The following is a 17,593-nucleotide window of genomic DNA, read 5'->3' as shown; positions in this document are numbered from 1 at the left end:
GCGCGCCACGTCGGGCGTGGCGCGGAGGGTCATAAATTACTTATCAAACAGATAGTGGTTAACCAGGTTTTCCAGACGTTCCTGGTGCCCACTCTGATGCTGCGGTGCCAGATTCTGCTGTTCAGCGTAGGTCGCAAGCTCCGCCAGCGTAAGCTGACCTTTCAGAATTTGCTGGCCGAGTTCACCATTCCAGCCCGCGTAACGCTTCGCCACGCGTTTATCCAGCTCGCCACCTTCAATCATGCGGGCCGCCACTTTCAGCGCCAGCGCCATCGTATCCATCGCACCAATATGACCATAGAACAGATCGTATTTATCGGTGCTCTGGCGACGCACTTTGGCGTCAAAGTTCAGGCCACCAGTGGTAAAGCCGCCCGCTTTAACGATTTCATACATGACCAGCGCGTTCTCTTCGACGCTGTTCGGGAACTGGTCGGTATCCCAGCCAAGCTGCGGATCGCCACGGTTAGCATCCACGGAACCGAAGATGCCAAGGGCAATCGCCGAGGCAATTTCATGGTGGAAGGAGTGCCCGGCAAGCGTCGCGTGGTTCGCTTCGATATTCACTTTGATCTCTTTTTCCAGACCAAACTGTTTGAGGAAGCCGTAGACCGTCGCCACGTCATAATCGTATTGATGCTTGGTCGGTTCCTGCGGTTTCGGCTCAATAAGCAACGTCCCCTGGAAGCCGATTTTATGCTTGTGCTCGACCACCATCTGCATGAAGCGGCCAATCTGCTCGCGCTCCTGGCGCAGGTCGGTATTCAGCAGCGTTTCGTAGCCTTCACGACCGCCCCACAGCACGTAGTTTTCGCCGCCGAGCTGGTGAGTGGCGTTCATCGCCGTGGCCACCTGCGTTGCCGCCCAGCTAAACACTTCTGGATCGGGATTGGTTGCCGCGCCCGCACCGTAACGCGGATGGGTAAAGCAGTTCGCCGTCCCCCACAGCAGCTTCACGCCGCTCTGCTGCTGTTTTTGCGCCAGCACGTCGGTCATTTTCGCAAAGTTGTTCAGATACTCTTTCAGCGACGCGCCTTCCGGCGACACGTCAACATCATGGAAGCAGTAATAGGGCACGTTCAGCTTATGGAAAAATTCAAATGCCACGTCAGCTTTGCGTTTTGCCAGCTCAAGCGCATCACCCGCCTGCTGCCATGGGCGTTCAAATGCGCCCACGCCAAACATGTCGGCTCCGTTCCAGCAGAAGGTATGCCAGTAGCACGCCGCGAAACGCAGGTGATCTTCCATACGTTTACCCAGAACCAGTTCATCTGGATTGTAATGGCGGAAGGCGAGTGGATTAGTCGATTGAGTACCTTCGAAACGAACGCGTTCAAGTTGGTCGAAATAGGCTTGCATAATGAGCTCCGTAATCAATGTATGCGGCGAGGGATCGGTTCTGCATTAATACTGGATCCTCTTCTCGCCTTGCTCAATTACGTTATTTCACACTGCTATTGAGATAATGCACAAACGTGCGCTGGCTCCCAATTAACCTGCTAATTATTCTTTCGGCGCTTATTCCAGCTTTTTATGAAATCACCCGTAAGTACACTTTAAAATCAGATCACGGTCATAAATTAACAAATAAACCAAAAATCATAACGCCAGGATAAAAATCAGTAATTGCCAGTTAACCATTCCACGTTAAGAATTTGCTGCGTCTATAGCAGTGCATGTTTCTTTTATCTCAACCCCTATAAACCCTACAAAAGGTCTTACTATTATGAAGATAAAGAATCTTTGCCTTACTCTTTGTGCTTCCCTGCTGCTTGCCAGCACAGCAACTCATGCAAAAGACGTAAAAATCGGTATGGCCATTGATGACCTGCGTCTTGAGCGCTGGCAGAAAGACCGCGATATTTTTGTGAAAAAAGCGGAGTCCCTCGGCGCGGAAGTATTTGTGCAGTCGGCGAACGGCAATGAAGAGACACAAATGTCGCAGATTGAAAATATGATAAACCGCGGCGTTGATGTGCTGGTTATTATTCCTTACAACGGTCAGGTATTAAGTAATGTGGTAAAAGAGGCGAAACAAGAAGGGATTAAAGTTTTAGCTTATGACCGTATGATAAATAACGCCGATATCGATTTTTATATCTCGTTTGATAACGAAAAAGTGGGCGAAATACAGGCACAAAGCCTGGTAGCAAAAGTGCCTGAAGGCAATTATTTCCTGATGGGCGGCTCACCGGTTGATAACAACGCCAAATTATTCCGCGAAGGTCAGATGAAAGTCTTAAAACCTTATATCGACAGCGGGAAAATTAAAATCGTAGGCGATCAATGGGCCGACGGCTGGCTGCCGGAAAATGCGCTGAAAATTATGGAAAACGCGCTGACCGCTAACAACAACAAAATTGATGCTGTAGTGGCCTCAAACGACGCAACCGCAGGTGGCGCAATCCAGGCATTGAGCGCCCAGGGACTGGCGGGTAAAGTCGCTATTTCCGGTCAGGACGCCGATCTTGCGGGCGTTAAGCGCATCATCAACGGCAGTCAGACTATGACCGTCTATAAACCTATTACCGAACTGGCTAACACCGCCGCTGAAATCGCCGTCGAACTCGGCAATGGCAAGCAACCGAAAGCCGACTCCTCGCTCAACAACGGCCTTAAAGATGTTCCGTCCCGTCTGCTGACGCCTATCGAAGTCAATAAAGACAATATTGATGCCACCGTTATCAAAGACGGCTTCCATCAAAAAAGCCAGTTGTAATGTTTGCACGCTCCCTCGCGGAGCCTGGCCATCAGGCGTTATTTGCGCAGCCAGTTTGGACACGGACAGCGCGGAGAAACCGGAGCGTACACGTAGTACGTGAGGATTTTGAGCACTGCCCAGGTTCAAAATGGCAAGCGAAATAGCCCTGATGGACATGGCTCCAGGGGGGAGCACTTCAGGCACTTTGATTCCATAGATTCACACGGAGCAGGTATGCCTTATTTACTTGAAATGAAAAACATTACGATGGCGTTTGGCGCAGTCAAAGCCGTGGATAATGTGAGCCTGCAACTGAACGCCGGGGAAGTGTTATCGCTGTGTGGCGAGAACGGTTCCGGCAAGTCAACGTTGATGAAAGTGCTGTGCGGTATCTACCCCTTCGGGACGTATCAGGGCGACATCATGTTTGCGGGTGAAGCGCTCGAAGCGGGCCACATTCGCGATACCGAACGCAAAGGCATCGCCATCATTCATCAGGAACTGGCGCTGGTGAAACACCTCACCGTGCTGGAAAACATTTTTCTGGGTGCAGAAATCACCCATCACGGCGTGCTGGATTACGACACCATGACGCTGCGCTGTGAAAAACTGCTGGCGCAGGTAAGCCTGGCAATTTCCCCGGACACCCGCGTCGGGGATTTGGGCCTTGGGCAGCAACAACTGGTGGAAATCGCGAAGGCGCTGAATAAACAGGTGCGTCTGCTCATTCTTGACGAACCGACCGCCTCGCTCACTGAACAAGAAACCGCGATCCTGCTGAACATCATCCGCGACCTGCAAAATCACGGCATCGCCTGCATTTACATCTCGCACAAGCTCAACGAAGTCAAAGCGATCTCTGATGTGATTTGCGTCATCCGTGACGGCCAGCATATCGGTACGCGCGATGCGGCAGGCATGAGCGAAGACGACATCATCACCATGATGGTCGGACGCGAGCTGACCGCACTCTATCCTAATGAACCCCACACCACCGGCGATGAAATCCTGCGCGTTGAACACCTCACCGCCTGGCACCCGGTTAACCGGCATATTAAGCGCGTTAACGACGTGTCGTTTTCGCTGCGGCGCGGCGAAATCTTAGGTATCGCCGGGCTGGTCGGGGCCGGACGCACCGAAGCGGTACAGTGTCTGTTTGGCGTCTGGCCGGGCCGTCATGAAGGCCGCGTGTTTATTGATGGCAAAGAGGTGCAAATTCGCAACTGCCAGCAGGCTATCGGGCATGGAATTGCGATGGTCCCCGAGGATCGCAAAAAAGACGGCATCGTACCGGTGATGGCGGTCGGGAAAAACATTACGCTGGCGGCGCTCAATCAATTTACCGGAACGATGAGCAGCCTGGATGACGCCGCCGAACAGCACTGCATTTTGCAGTCACTGGCACGGCTGAAGGTCAAAACCTCTTCGCCGGAACTGGCGATTGGCCGCCTGAGCGGGGGGAATCAGCAAAAGGCGATTCTGGCGCGCTGCCTGCTGCTTAACCCGCGCATTCTGATCCTCGACGAACCCACGCGCGGGATCGACATCGGCGCGAAATACGAGATCTACAAGCTGATCAACCAGCTTGTGCAGCAGGGCATCGCCGTCATCGTGATTTCATCGGAACTCCCGGAGGTGCTGGGGCTGAGCGACCGGATTCTGGTGATGCACGAAGGCAGGCTCAAGGCCAATCTGATCAATCATCAACTGACCCAGGAACAGGTAATGGAAGCGGCGCTGAGGAGCGAACATCATGTCGAAAACCAACCCATCTGAAATGAAATTGTCCGCCCCGTCGCCCCTGTCGCTTGCCGGGCTGAAGTCGCTCAATTTGCAGGTATTTGTGATGATTGCCGCCATTGTGGTCATCATGCTGTTCTTCACCTGGATGACCGACGGCTCTTATCTCAGCGCGCGTAACGTCTCTAACCTGCTGCGCCAGACGGCGATCACCGGGATTCTGGCGGTCGGCATGGTATTTGTCATTATCTCCGCAGAAATCGATCTCTCCGTCGGTTCAATGATGGGCCTGCTCGGCGGCGCAGCGGCGATTTTTGACGTCTGGCTCGGCTGGCCGCTGCCGCTCACCATCCTGGTGACGCTGGTGCTTGGCCTGCTGCTCGGAACGTGGAATGGCTGGTGGGTGGCGTACCGCAAAGTGCCGTCGTTTATTGTCACCCTGGCGGGGATGCTCGCGTTTCGCGGCGTGCTGATTGGCATCACCAACGGCACCACCGTGTCGCCGACCAGCGCGGCGATGACGCAAATCGGGCAGAGCTATCTGCCGGATGGCATTGGCTTTGGCGTCGGTGCGCTGGGGCTGGTTCTGTTTACCCTCTGGCAATGGCGCGGACGTATGCGCCGTCAGGCACTGGGTCTGACGACTCCGGCATCAACCTCCGTGGTGGGCCGTCAGGCGCTGATTGCGGTGATTGTGCTCGGTGCAATCTGGTTACTTAATGACTATCGCGGCGTGCCTACGCCGGTGCTGATCCTCACTTTCCTGCTGCTCGCCGGGATGTTCATGGCCACCCGTACCGCGTTTGGCCGACGTATTTACGCCATCGGCGGCAATCTGGAAGCCGCGCGTCTTTCCGGTATCAACGTCGAGCGCACCAAGCTGGCGGTGTTCGCCATTAACGGGCTGATGGTCGCCATCGCCGGGCTGATCTTAAGCTCGCGTCTGGGGGCGGGTTCGCCATCGGCGGGCAACATCGCCGAACTGGACGCTATTGCCGCCTGCGTGATCGGCGGCACCAGTCTGGCGGGAGGCATCGGCAGTGTGGCCGGGGCGGTAATGGGTGCGTTCATTATGGCGTCGCTCGATAACGGCATGAGCATGATGGACGTCCCTACGTTCTGGCAGTACATCGTCAAAGGGGCCATTTTACTGCTGGCCGTGTGGATGGACTCGGCAACAAAACGCCGGGCATAAAGGTTCATTTAACGCGCCGAACTACAGGGACGATCACACTGCCGGAGAAAAGTTATCCGGCAGTGTGCGCATTGTGATAATCAGAACGCATGATTCATCAGGAAATTAACCATTATGTTTGAGAAGCGTCACCGCATCACGTTGTTATTCAACGCCAATAAAGCCTATGACCGCCAGGTCGTTGAGGGCGTCGGGGAATATTTGCAGGCGTCGCAATCGGAGTGGGACATCTTTATTGAAGAGGATTTTCGCGCCCGCATCGAAAACATCAAAGAGTGGCTTGGCGATGGCGTTATTGCTGACTACGACGATAAAGAAATCGAACACCTGCTGGCTGACGTCGGCGTCCCCATCGTCGGGATCGGTGGGTCATACCATCACCCGGACAATTACCCGCCGGTTCATTACATCGCTACCGACAATCACGCGCTGGTCGAAAGCGCCTTTTTGCATTTAAAGGAAAAGGGCGTACAGCGCTTCGCTTTTTATGGTCTGCCCGCCTCCAGCGGCAAGCGCTGGGCGGTCGAGCGCGAATATGCGTTCTGTCAGCTTGTGGCGCAGGAGAAGTATCGCGGGGTGGTCTATCAGGGGCTGGAAACCGCGCCGGAGAACTGGCAGCACGCGCAAAACCGCCTCGCTGACTGGCTTCAAACCCTGCCGCCGCAGACCGGGATCATTGCCGTTACCGATGCCCGCGCACGCCATGTGTTGCAGGTGTGCGAGCATTTACATATTCCGGTGCCGGAAAAGCTGTGTGTGATCGGCATTGATAACGAAGAACTGACCCGCTATCTCTCCCGCGTGGCGCTCTCGTCAGTGGCGCAGGGCACCCGGCAGATGGGCTATCAGGCGGCAAAACTTCTGCACCGTCTGCTGGATAACGAACCCATGCCGCTTCAGCGCCTGCTGGTGCCGCCAGTGCGCGTGGTTGAGCGGCGCTCCACGGATTACCGATCGCTCAGCGATCCGGCGGTGATTCAGGCCATGCACTATATTCGCAATCACGCCTGCAAGGGGATTAAGGTCGATCAGGTGCTGGATGCCGTCGGCATTTCCCGTTCAAATCTGGAAAAGCGCTTTAAAGAAGAAGTGGGAGAAACAATCCACGGCGTGATCCACGCCGAGAAACTGGAAAAGGCCCGCAGCCTGCTGGTCTCCACATCATTATCGATAAACGAGATTTCGCAAATGTGCGGCTATCCTTCGCTGCAATATTTTTATTCGGTATTTAAAAAAGCGTACGACAGCACGCCGAAGGATTATCGGGACCGCTACAGCGAAATATTGATATAAAAAAACGCCTTCCGACGGGAAGGCGTTTTTGTTTACATGTGCGCTGCAATCAACCGCTGATTGTCCTGGTACATGGCAAACAGATAGTTGTTATAACGCTGGCCCTGGGTTGAGTAACCCTTGAGCTTGTGGATCATGTTGCTGGCCGTCACTTCCTGATCCGCTTTACGCAACTGCGCGCGCGATTTACGGAAGGAGGCGTAAGCCGGATGCGTGTTCAGGTTAACCACGTACGCATTCACTGACTCTTTCACTGAATCAAAGTGCGAATAACCTTTCACCTTGCCAGGGCCATTATTGCAGCGGCCTTTCGCGCATTTCATGCCGAACAGGTTATTGTTATTACGCGCCAGCTTAGAGGTGCCCCAACCGCTTTCTGCGGCGGCCATCGTCGCCACCATGCTGTCAGGAATAATGTCAACGCGATCAAGCAGCGTATTCCATGGAATACGGCGGGTATTCCCCGACCAGCCCACTTTATAGCGTTTGGCAATATCTTTTAAGCGTGTGCGTTCTGACGGCGACCAGCGGCCATCGTACTGTTTTTTGATTAACCAGTTACGCTCAGCCGTAATGGCTGCGTTTTGATTAGTGATGTAAGGCATGACCGTCCGGAGAAACGCTTTTTTCCTTGGTGTTCCGGAAGGGTATTTTCGCAAATCAGGAAGTGAACTACTCTTTGCACTATTGCGAGAATACTCTTGTTTACTGCTTGCCTGCTTCTTACTAATCGCCTTGGTTACATGGGCTTTGTGATTTGCTGTTTTTTCGTGCGTCTTTGCAAGAACCTCACCGGAAAATACCAGGGTGAGAAACATCATAATCATGGCCCCATATCGTCGCATGGGAGTCAATATCATTAGGTCTCCAGGTCAGATGGATACATTCCAACACCTTATTTTTGAAGAAATTTGAGAGCGGAATCGCAAATTATATCAAAAATACCCTTCTATTAACACCTAAGGAATAATCCATTTCCTAAAACCTGTCACCAGGTAATTCGTATCAGTGTGCAAAAGATGCACAAATTGAGGGGTTTATCGCAAATTCCTGGTTAAATTTGAAGCAGATCACTCACCCCTGGCGCTCACCCCCGTCATTTTGCGCACAGGATGAGTCCCCGCCTCATCGCTGCTGGCAAAATAACCAAAACCACCCAACCGGAAAGCGGTATGAAATATTCTGTACCTGGACTTTTGCTGTTACCTGCGATGGCCTGGGCTAACTGGTCCGCCCCTGGTTTTCCTGCTTTTCAGGCGGAAGGCACCGGGATCTATCGCACACAGGCCGCCTTAAAAAAAGGCACTTTGCCGCTGACGCTACATGTTGACCAACAATGCTGGCAGCCCGCCGATGCGCCCAGACTGAATCAGATGCTCTCGCTCAAGCCCTGTGAAGGCCCCGCCCCGTCGTGGCGCGTGTTTCGTGATGGCGATTATCAGATTCAGGTAGATACCCGATCCGGCACGCCGACGCTGATGCTGACCGTCAAAAGTGCGCCACAGGCCGCGGCCATCAATGCGATCAAACAGTGTCCCACCTGGGACGGTAAGCCACTCACCCTCGACGTAAGCAAAACCTTTGCCGAAGGCAGCGTAGTGCGTGATTTTTACAGCCAGCAAACGGCAACTGTCCGTCAGGGTAAAATCACCCTTCTGCCCGATGCCAGCAGTGACGGCCTGCTCTTACTGGAACGTGCCGATACGCAGCAAGCCGCCCCCTTTAACTGGCACAACGCCACGGTCTATTTTGTGCTGACCGATCGCTTCGAGAACGGCGATCCGTCGAACGACAACAGCTACGACCGCCATAAAGACGGTATGCAGGAGATCGGCACCTTCCACGGCGGCGATCTCAAAGGCTTAACCCACAAGCTCGATTACCTTGAAAAACTCGGCGTCAACGCACTGTGGATCAGCGCCCCGTTCGAGCAAATTCACGGCTGGGTCGGCGGCGGGACCAAAGGCGACTTCCCGCATTACGCCTATCACGGCTATTACATTCAGGACTGGACCACGCTCGACGCCAACATGGGCAGCGAAAACGATTTACGCACCCTGGTCGATGAAGCGCACCGGCGTGGCATTCGCATTCTGTTTGACGTGGTGATGAATCACACCGGCTATGCCACCCTTGCCGATATGCAGGAGTACCAGTTTGGTGCGCTGTATTTGCAGGGCGATGAGCGGAAAAAAATCCTCGGTGAGCGCTGGACCGACTGGAAACCTGCCGACGGGCAAAGCTGGCACAGTTTTAATGATTACATCAACTTCAGCGATAAAACCGCATGGGATAACTGGTGGGGCAAAGCCTGGGTCCGCACGGACATCGGCGATTACGACAACCCCGGCTTCGACGACCTCACCATGTCGCTGGCGTTTCTGCCGGATCTGAAAACGGACTCCACCACACCTTCCGGGCTGCCGAACTTTTACCGCCACAAACCGGACACCCGCGCGAAAGCGATTGAGGGTTACACCCCGCGTGATTACCTCACGCACTGGCTGAGCACCTGGGTGCGCGATTACGGTATTGATGGTTTTCGCGTGGACACCGCCAAACACGTTGAGATGGCGGCGCTGCAACAGTTAAAAACTCAGGCGACCCAGGCGCTGGCGGAATGGAAGCAGGCGAATCCGCAGAAAAAACCTGATGACGCGCCGTTCTGGATGACCGGCGAGGCCTGGGGCCACGGCGTGATGCAAAGCGATTATTATCGTCACGGCTTTGATGCGATGATCAATTTTGATTATCAGGAGCAGGCGGCGAAAGCGGTCGATTGCTTCGCGAGCATCGATCTGACCTGGCAGCAGATGGCAGAAAAGCTGCAATCATTTAATGTGCTGAGCTACCTGTCATCCCACGACACCCGCCTGTTCCGCGAAGGCGGTCAGGAAGCGGCGCAACTGCTGCTGCTCGCCCCCGGCGCTGTGCAGATTTTTTATGGCGACGAGTCCGGGCGACCGTTCGGCCCGACGGGTTCCGATCCGCTGCAGGGCACGCGCTCAGACATGAACTGGCAGGACGTCGGGGGTAAGGAAGCAGAGCGCGTGGCGCACTGGCAGCGACTCGGCCAGTTCCGCGCCCGCCACCCGGCGATCGGCGCAGGCAAGCAGACCACCCTTTCGATGCCGCAGGGCTACGGGTTTGTGCGCGAGCAGGGTGAGGATAAAGTGATGGTGGTGTGGGCGGGGCAGCAGTGACGGTTTTTGCCCCTCACCCTAACCCTCTCCCAATGGGAGAGGGGACAGATCGCGCACGGACTCGCCTTTCTCCCTCTCCTTCGGGGAGAGGGCCGGGGTGAGGGGCCACCACCAACACAATCCACCACCACACGTCCCAGTCGCAGCACATTCCCCCTCCCCTACCCAAATCCCCTGATTTGCACCGCGCCTGCGCTGGCGTTAAGGTGAGCCAATTCTTAAAACAGACCGACAGATCACCTGCTATGACATTTTCACTTTTCGGCGACAAATTCACCCGCCATTCAGGCATTACGCGCCTGATGGAGGATCTCAACGATGGCCTGCGCACCCCAGGTGCCATCATGTTAGGCGGCGGGAACCCGGCGCAAATCCCGGCGATGACCGATTACTTCCACAACCTGCTGGCCGACATGCTGCAAAACGGCAAAGCCACTGATGCGCTGTGTAATTATGATGGCCCGCAGGGGAAATCGGAGCTGCTGACGGCGCTGGCCGGGCTGCTGCGTGAAAACCTCGGCTGGGATATTGAGCCACAGAATATTGCACTGACTAACGGCAGCCAGAGCGCGTTTTTCTACTTGTTCAATCTGTTCGCTGGCCGCCGTGCCGATGGAACCACCAAAAAAGTGCTTTTCCCGCTGGCCCCGGAATACATTGGCTATGCCGACTCCGGGCTGGAAGAAGATCTGTTTGTCTCCGCGCGTCCGAATATTGAGCTGTTGCCGGAAGGCCAGTTCAAATATCACGTTGATTTTGAACACCTGCACATCGGTGAAGAAACGGGCATGATCTGCGTCTCGCGCCCGACCAACCCCACCGGCAACGTCATCACCGATGACGAGCTGATGAAACTTGATGCGCTGGCTAACCAGCACAACATTCCGCTGGTGATCGATAACGCTTACGGCGTTCCCTTCCCTGGCATTATCTTCAGCGAGGCCCGCCCGCTGTGGAACCCGAATACCGTGCTGTGCATGAGCCTGTCGAAACTCGGTCTGCCCGGCAGTCGCTGCGGCATTATTATTGCCAGTGACAAAATTATCTCCGCCATTCGCAACATGAACGGCATTATCAGCCTCGCACCCGGCGGCATTGGCCCGGCGATGATGTGCGAGATGATCAAACGCAACGACCTGCTGCGCCTCTCCGAAACGGTGATCAAACCCTTCTACCAGCAGCGCGTTCAGGAAACGGTCGCCATCCTGCGCCGCTATCTCTCTGAAGAGCGCTGCCTCATTCACAAGCCGGAAGGTGCGATTTTCCTCTGGCTGTGGTTTAAAGATCTGCCGATCAGCACCGAACTGTTATATCAGCGCCTCAAAAAGCGCGGCGTGCTGATGGTGCCGGGAGACTACTTCTTCCCAGGCCTCGACAAGCCCTGGCCGCACACCCACCAGTGTATGCGCATGAACTATGTGCCGGATCCCGACAAGATTGAGGCTGGCGTGAAGATTCTGGCGGAAGAAATTGAATTCGCCTGGCAGGAAAGCGCACGCTGAATATAACCGGGCCTTTATTTAAAAGGCCCGGATAATTATTACGATAATAGCCAAAGCGCCTCTAATTAAAATAATGTTTTTGATGCGATATATCTTTCACACGCGTGGGATATATCCTTTTATTATTCACTTTTTGCCCGCTAAATATATTTAAAAGTTAAACAACACTAAACTCCGCACTAAGATTTAAGCGGAGCTTACCGATCCGCTTTCATTTTCAATTAATTGATTAATAACGATATATCTATTAAAGTGTGACATCAAATTAAGAATAGTCACATTTATTTAACTTTTAAGTCAAATTAACCCAACAAATTTGGTAGGTCTGAAAAACCCACTTACACTTATTACTACGCCGTCCGGCGTTTTAATTTAGTGGAGTTTTATTATGGCTACTAATAACGTTAGCCACCTGAGCGTCATTGCGGTGGCCGTCCTTCTTTCGTTCTCATTATCTGCCTGCAGCGGCGGCGGATCCCATTCTTCTCATGCAAAAAATACCCCAACGCCGGGACAAAGTGCGGGTACGGATGATGGAGCAACGGCAGGCAACGGATCGGGAGGCTCAGGTTCAGGCGGTTCCGGTGGTACGGGGACGGGCGGCGGTTCAGGCTCCGGCGGAACAGGCGGCGGCTCCGGTGCGGGCGGCTCAGGAAGCGGCTCCGGCGGTGGTACAGGCGGCGGCACGGGCGGTAGCGGCGGCGGTACCGGTGGAGGTGACGGCGGTACGGGCGGTGGCGGAACAGGCACCGTGTCGAACGGCACCGTTAATACGGTACTCGGCGATGCCGGTCTGACCGTCTCAAGCGTCGGCACAACCCTGGATAACCTTGGCAGCCAGATCCCGGCTGACAACCCGGTCACATCAACCGTTTCCACCACGGTGAGCGGCGTAGGGACGGCGGTGAATACCACCGGCACCGGCATCACCAGCGGGATTGGTAATTCATCCAACCCTAACGGCGTGGGGACCACCCTTACAGGCGTCACCACCACGGTATCGTCGCTCGGTAACACGGTTTCATCGGTCGGCACCAATCTGGCCAGCACCACCTCCGGCACTCCGCTTGGTGGCGTGACGGGCGCGGCGGGTACGATTGTCGACAGCACCGGTAAAGTTGTCACGGGGACAGGTTCCGCGCTGACCAACGTGGTGCAAAGCGACGGCGTTACCCGGCTGACCACCGGCACCACGACGCTGGTAAACAACACCACCAGCGGCGTCAGCAAACTGACGCAGGGCGTGGGCGGAGCCACAGGACTGGGCACGCCGGTGAATAATCTGCTGACCTCCGTTGGCACCGGTGTCAGTAACGTTGGCAGCAACGTCAGCAGCAACAATTCCGGGCTGAGTGGCGTGGGCCAGGTGGTTAATAACCTCGGTCAGACGGTAACCGATGTGGGCGGGCTGGTGAAACCGGCCGCCGTCACCACAACGCCGTCGGCCCCGGCCGCCAGCGGCGGCATTGCGGTTGATGCCAACGCAGATCTCAATAACAAAGGTCTGGTCGCCAACGTAGGGGCAACCGTCAACACCCTCACCGCGGGCTTAACCGCCAGTGCGGGCACCACCAGTACAACCAACACCAGTGAAACCACCGCCACCGGCCCGCTTAGCGGCGTGACCAATCTGGTCGGCGGCATATTAACGCCTAAAAAATAATAATGTTCGTCCCGTGCCCCCGTCCGGGGGCACGTCTTCCTGATCTGAAGCGTTGCCCACCTTTGTGCGGTGACAGAAAAGGGACTGCCCATGAGACTACCACTTTGCTATGCGCTCCTGTGCTTTGCTGCGCTCAGTATCGCCCGCGCGGATACGCTCCCTGCAATCATTGACTCCGTCAATCCGGCTAAACCGGCCCCCAGCGTTGCCGATCCTGCGGCTGCGAAAACGGCTGCCCCGACAGTCACCGTGCCTCAGTCTGACGCCCGGCTCACGCCCGACACGCCGGTGACCGTCAACCATATTCAGTTTATTGGCGGCAAGGTTTACCCGTTGAAAACGTTACTGGAGCCTTTTCGCCCGCTCGCCGGAAAAACGGTGCCGCTAAAAGAGGTGATTGCACGGGTGAATGACATCACCGCCCGCTACCGCGCCGACGGTTATCCGCTTTCTTATGCCTGGCTGCCGGACGACAATTACCACAACGGCAACATCAACATCGTGCTGGTTGAGGGCTACGTCGCGCACAGCGATATCAAAAGCAACAACGCCAGCATCGCTGAACGCTTAAAAAGGCTGGCGGAAAAGCTGATGACTGAGAAGCCGTTGCGCCAGGATACCTTTGATCGCTACAGCCAGTTAATGACGCGCACGCCGGGGACGCCGGTGGAAGTCAGCGCGCAGCTACCGAAAAATATCTATGGCGCGGCGGCGATGAGCGTCGAAGCCAACCAGCCGCGCATCTGGGACCTCTCCTCGACGCTGGATGTGCGTAAAGGCGAAAATCTGGCGCTGGTCAACGGCACGCTGAGTAACCTCACTTCCTATGGCGATCAACTGGGCCTTGCCACTTTTGTGCCGCTGGATGGCGAAACGAAAAAAACTTACGTCGGCCTTAACTATCAGCAGTTTCTCAACGACGAGGGACTGAGTATGCAGCTTAAGGGCAGCTACTATCGCGACGATCCGAACGAGTACACGCCCCTGCTTTATATCCCCGGTTACACCGTTGAAGCGCAGCAAAAAGCGACCCAGTACAACGGCGGCGTCAGTTTTGGCTATCCGTTGCTGTTAACCCGGCAGAAGCAGATCAGCCTGTCGGGTGGCGTCGATTACACCAACAAACGTAATGAATACGCACTGCAGGCGCGCGGGGCCGATCAGACCATCCCGCTGGAAAGTTTAAGCCAGCACACGCGCTATCCGGCGCTGGATCTGGGCATCACCGGCTACCGTGAATTTACCAAAGCCAGCCTCAACGCCCGGCTGAATCTGCGTCAGGGCCTGGATACGTTTGATGCCGATGTCTCCCCCGCCGGGGCGACCGATCTGGATTTCACCCGCTGGAAGGGCAACGTCGATGGCGCGTGGCTGATGGCGGAAAAGTGGCGTTTAAGCACATCGCTTGAGGGCGTCTGGTCAGATAACGATTTACCGGAGTCCGAGCGCGTGCAGTTTGGTGCGCAGCGCTTTGGTCGCGGCTATCAGGACGGCGAAGCCAGCGGCGATTACGGTTACGGCGGCCAGGTGGAACTGCGCTACCTGCACATGCGCAAAGAGAGCAAATGGCTGGCAACGGTGCAGCCCTACGTGCTGGCCGACAACGCCCGCACCTGGTTTAACGCACCGGGCTATCGCCGGCAGCATTTGAGTTCAGTGGCGGCAGGGGCGATGGTCGGGGACAACAAACACTATTCGCTGGCGGTTGAGGCGGCGCGTCCCACCGGAGATATGCCGACAGACTCCAGCCGCCGCGACTGGCGCTACAGCCTGACGGTCACCTGGAATTTCAATAATTTACGCTAGCGGGCTGAAACCTGATTTATTAAGAATTGATATGCTCTTTGCAGTACCGCCGTTTCCAGACGCCGGGCGTTAAGCCCGTATGTTTATGAAAGATTTGCCGAAAATAACCTGGGTTGCTGAAGCCGCACAGGGCGGCAATTTCTTTCAGTGAGCGCGCATCGCTGAGTAAAAATTTCTCCGCCGCCCGCACCCGCTGGCGGTGGATCGCTTCCGTGATCGTCAGATGGAAAACGCGGCGGTAGACACGCCCCAGGTAGTCGGCATTGCAGTGCAGTTCACGGGCCAGCGTCGCGGTAGAAATACGCAAATGAAACTGCGTGCGAATTAACTGCTGCGCTTTCCAGGCCAGGGAAATCCCCCGATCGTCAGCCTCTTTTTCCCCGATTTCTGTACGGGTAATTTGCTGCAAAATAAGCAGGAGAATAAATTCAAGCGCGGCGCTGCGCGCTATTTTCTCCTGTTCACTTAAAAATTGTCTGAACAGCGAAATAATATATTGCGGATCGCTGACGCGGGTGTGTTGTGGCACGGAAAGTGATGCCAGCCATGGCGCGGTATTATTTGTTTCCTTCACTTCAAAATGCAGCCAATAAAACTTGAGATCGGTCGGAAAATCCGCCACGCCGACATGTCTGCGCTGCGGCCATAATAATAAACTTTCCCCGGCATTGACGCTGAAAACGCGATCCTCTTCCTGAATCGTCAGCGTACCCTTTTCCACGAAAATCACTTCCCACGACTGGAGCTTTCGCGCAGGGTGACGCCCGACACCCCGCGAAATAAATAACCCGCCATTTTGTACTTTAATCGGAAGCGCTATGGATAATTCAAGCATGGATATTGATATTCCTGTTTTTATTTCACGTTTTCGGAGCGTTACAGATTGATTATTAATGAAATATTTGCCATTCACCCGATCGGCTTCACACTTTTCTTATCAGGTCGGAATCCTCACCTTTTTATACTTCTTTGTTGCCTTGTTGGGGTCGGTATTCCAGGCAAAATTAATCAGGTCATGACACATAAAAATATTCCGCCTGACTAAGCGGACAACTGAAAAAAGACATCTCTGCTCTGTGAGGAGTTATCGATGACCTCTACACCTTTAACAACAGATGTAACGCACCCGGCCATAAACGACACTTTATCGGTGCGCGAAAAAATTGGTTATGGCCTGGGTGATGCGGGTGGGACAGTGATTACCTGTCTCATCATGAATTTTCTGACTTTTTTCTATACCGATATTTTCGGCCTGACGCCTGCGCTGGTCGGCACCCTGTTTATTGCCTTACGAATATTTGATGCGATTTCCGATCCGGTCATGGGCATTATTGCCGACCGCACACAAAGCCGGTGGGGACGTTTTCGTCCGTGGCAATTGTGGGTAGCCGTGCCAATTGGCATTATTGGCGTCCTGACTTTTACCGTGCCGGACGCCAGCATGAGCGTCAAAATCGCCTGGGCATTTGGCACCTATTTGCTGCTCTCCGTGGGTTATACGGCGATTAACGTGCCCTATTGCGCGCTGATTAACACCATGACCACCCGCCATAACGAAGTGATTTCCTGCCAGTCCTGGCGCTTTGTGTTATGCGGCGTGGCGGGATTTCTGGTTTCCGTTGGCCTGCCGTGGATGGTCGAAACGCTCGGCAAGGGCGACGCTGCCAAAGGTTATCAACTGGGCGTTGGCGTGCTGTGTGCCATTGCCGTGGCAATGTTCCTGTGCTGCTTTTTCTGGGTCCGCGAGCGCGTGCCGCTGGCGCTGATGGGTAAATTCACCCTGCGGGAACACTTCGCCGGGCTGCGTAAAAACGACCAACTGTTACTGATGCTGGTGATGTCGTTCCTGTTGATCAACGTCTTCAACATTCGCGGCGGCGGTTACATGTATTTCATTACCTACGTGCTGGAAGGCAGCACCGCCTATACCTCGCTATTTTTCACCATGGTCACGTTCGCCTCCATCCTCGGCTCGATCATTGTGAATCCACTGACCCGCCGCATCGACACGGTGAAGCTCTATTACTACACCAACCTGGTGCTGGCTGCGCTGGCAGTCGGCATGTGGTTTTTACCGGGCGGCCCGGCGCATCAGACGCTGTGGCTGGCAGTGATCCTGGGGAACGGCGTGATTCTGGGCTTTACCCTGCCGCTGCACTTTTCACTTATGGCCTTTTCTGACGATTACGGCGAGTGGAAAAACGGCGTGCGTTCATCGGGCATGAACTTCGCCTTTAACCTCTTTTTCATCAAGCTCGCCTGGGCCTCCAGTGCCGGGATTATCAGCCTGGTGTTCATCTTTGTGGCCTACCAGCCCGGCGCGGGAAACCAGACGCCTGCTTCACTACAGGGTATTACCGCGATGGAAACGCTGCTGCCTGCGCTTTTCCATCTCCTGCTGGCGCTGGCCGTGCGCATTTGCAAACTTAACAATCCGATGATGGCGCGTATTTCGACCGACCTGCGCCAGCGTCATGTCTCATCCTGAGG

Annotated in this window: 13 protein-coding genes; 10 read left to right on the top strand and 3 right to left on the bottom strand. The window is 54.9% G+C overall.

Annotated features, from left to right (window positions below; genetic code table 11):
* Positions 1-36: 36 nt before the first annotated feature.
* On the bottom strand, positions 37-1,359 hold the full coding sequence (gene xylA, locus BM373_RS15435) for a xylose isomerase (protein ID WP_090463077.1): 1,323 nt from the start codon (positions 1,357-1,359) through the stop codon (positions 37-39).
* Between the two features lie 367 nt (positions 1,360-1,726).
* Here xylA and xylF point away from each other — a divergent pair, with 367 nt between their 5' ends.
* From xylF to xylR, 4 genes are all read left to right on the top strand, one after another.
* Positions 1,727-2,719, top strand: a complete 993-nt coding sequence (gene xylF / locus BM373_RS15425) for a D-xylose ABC transporter substrate-binding protein (protein WP_090463272.1) — start codon at positions 1,727-1,729, stop codon at positions 2,717-2,719.
* A 216-nt stretch (positions 2,720-2,935) separates the two neighbouring features.
* Entirely contained in the window at positions 2,936-4,477 is a 1,542-nt protein-coding gene (locus tag BM373_RS15420) for a xylose ABC transporter ATP-binding protein (RefSeq protein ID WP_090463074.1), read from the top strand.
* Positions 4,455-5,636, top strand: a complete 1,182-nt coding sequence (gene xylH, locus BM373_RS15415; protein ID WP_090463072.1) for a xylose ABC transporter permease XylH — start codon at positions 4,455-4,457, stop codon at positions 5,634-5,636. The genes BM373_RS15420 and xylH overlap by 23 nt, the downstream gene beginning before the upstream one ends.
* Positions 5,637-5,750: 114 nt before the next feature.
* Complete coding sequence (xylR, locus tag BM373_RS15410) at positions 5,751-6,929, top strand: D-xylose utilization transcriptional activator XylR (RefSeq protein ID WP_090463069.1); 1,179 nt, start codon at positions 5,751-5,753, stop codon at positions 6,927-6,929.
* A gap of 32 nt (positions 6,930-6,961) precedes the next feature.
* Here the strand turns inward: xylR and BM373_RS15405 are convergent, their stop codons facing one another.
* Positions 6,962-7,789 carry a protein bax gene (locus tag BM373_RS15405; RefSeq protein ID WP_090463066.1) on the bottom strand — a complete coding sequence of 276 codons (828 nt, stop codon included), beginning with the start codon at positions 7,787-7,789 and terminating at the stop codon, positions 6,962-6,964.
* A 312-nt stretch (positions 7,790-8,101) separates the two neighbouring features.
* Between BM373_RS15405 and BM373_RS15400 the strand changes: the two genes are divergently transcribed.
* The 5 genes from BM373_RS15400 (at position 8,102) to BM373_RS15385 (ending at position 15,103) form a co-directional block, all read left to right on the top strand.
* Positions 8,102-10,132, top strand: coding sequence for an alpha-amylase (locus BM373_RS15400; protein WP_090463063.1), 2,031 nt, complete (start codon positions 8,102-8,104; stop codon positions 10,130-10,132).
* 245 nt (positions 10,133-10,377) lie between these two features.
* A complete protein-coding gene (avtA, locus tag BM373_RS15395) occupies positions 10,378-11,634 on the top strand; it encodes a valine--pyruvate transaminase (protein ID WP_090463060.1) in 1,257 nt (418 codons plus the stop codon).
* Positions 11,635-12,122: 488 nt separating this feature from the next.
* On the top strand, positions 12,123-12,431 hold the full coding sequence (locus BM373_RS21855) for a hypothetical protein (RefSeq protein ID WP_143102672.1): 309 nt from the start codon (positions 12,123-12,125) through the stop codon (positions 12,429-12,431).
* Positions 12,386-13,297 (top strand): collagen-like triple helix repeat-containing protein, encoded by a 912-nt coding sequence (locus tag BM373_RS15390; RefSeq protein ID WP_256214657.1) that lies wholly within the window; start codon positions 12,386-12,388, stop codon positions 13,295-13,297. Before BM373_RS21855 ends, BM373_RS15390 begins: the two co-directional genes overlap by 46 nt.
* Before the next feature lie 90 nt (positions 13,298-13,387).
* Positions 13,388-15,103 carry a ShlB/FhaC/HecB family hemolysin secretion/activation protein gene (locus BM373_RS15385; protein ID WP_090463058.1) on the top strand — a complete coding sequence of 572 codons (1,716 nt, stop codon included), beginning with the start codon at positions 13,388-13,390 and terminating at the stop codon, positions 15,101-15,103.
* 19 nt (positions 15,104-15,122) lie between these two features.
* Here the strand turns inward: BM373_RS15385 and BM373_RS15380 are convergent, their stop codons facing one another.
* Positions 15,123-15,938: a helix-turn-helix domain-containing protein gene (locus BM373_RS15380; protein ID WP_090463055.1), complete on the bottom strand. Its 816-nt coding sequence runs from the start codon at positions 15,936-15,938 to the stop codon at positions 15,123-15,125.
* Between the two features lie 255 nt (positions 15,939-16,193).
* On the opposite strand from BM373_RS15380, the gene BM373_RS15375 reads away from it, so the two are divergent.
* Positions 16,194-17,591 (top strand): MFS transporter, encoded by a 1,398-nt coding sequence (locus BM373_RS15375; protein ID WP_090463052.1) that lies wholly within the window; start codon positions 16,194-16,196, stop codon positions 17,589-17,591.
* The last annotated feature ends 2 nt before the right edge of the window (positions 17,592-17,593 follow it).

Source organism: Enterobacter sp. kpr-6 (genome assembly GCF_900116015.1).
GTDB lineage: Bacteria > Pseudomonadota > Gammaproteobacteria > Enterobacterales > Enterobacteriaceae > Enterobacter_D.
This window is presented reverse-complemented; position numbering and strand designations above follow the sequence as displayed.

What these genes read in the sequence shown, in the direction of transcription:
- xylA (WP_090463077.1), bottom strand. Translation starts at nt 1,359, where the DNA reads ATGCAAGCCTATTTCGACCAACTTGAACGCGTTCGTTTCGAAGGTACT.
- xylF (WP_090463272.1), top strand. Translation starts at nt 1,727, where the DNA reads ATGAAGATAAAGAATCTTTGCCTTACTCTTTGTGCTTCCCTGCTGCTT.
- BM373_RS15420 (WP_090463074.1), top strand. Translation starts at nt 2,936, where the DNA reads ATGCCTTATTTACTTGAAATGAAAAACATTACGATGGCGTTTGGCGCA.
- xylH (WP_090463072.1), top strand. Translation starts at nt 4,455, where the DNA reads ATGTCGAAAACCAACCCATCTGAAATGAAATTGTCCGCCCCGTCGCCC.
- xylR (WP_090463069.1), top strand. Translation starts at nt 5,751, where the DNA reads ATGTTTGAGAAGCGTCACCGCATCACGTTGTTATTCAACGCCAATAAA.
- BM373_RS15405 (WP_090463066.1), bottom strand. Translation starts at nt 7,789, where the DNA reads ATGATATTGACTCCCATGCGACGATATGGGGCCATGATTATGATGTTT.
- BM373_RS15400 (WP_090463063.1), top strand. Translation starts at nt 8,102, where the DNA reads ATGAAATATTCTGTACCTGGACTTTTGCTGTTACCTGCGATGGCCTGG.
- avtA (WP_090463060.1), top strand. Translation starts at nt 10,378, where the DNA reads ATGACATTTTCACTTTTCGGCGACAAATTCACCCGCCATTCAGGCATT.
- BM373_RS21855 (WP_143102672.1), top strand. Translation starts at nt 12,123, where the DNA reads ATGCAAAAAATACCCCAACGCCGGGACAAAGTGCGGGTACGGATGATG.
- BM373_RS15385 (WP_090463058.1), top strand. Translation starts at nt 13,388, where the DNA reads ATGAGACTACCACTTTGCTATGCGCTCCTGTGCTTTGCTGCGCTCAGT.
- BM373_RS15380 (WP_090463055.1), bottom strand. Translation starts at nt 15,938, where the DNA reads ATGCTTGAATTATCCATAGCGCTTCCGATTAAAGTACAAAATGGCGGG.
- BM373_RS15375 (WP_090463052.1), top strand. Translation starts at nt 16,194, where the DNA reads ATGACCTCTACACCTTTAACAACAGATGTAACGCACCCGGCCATAAAC.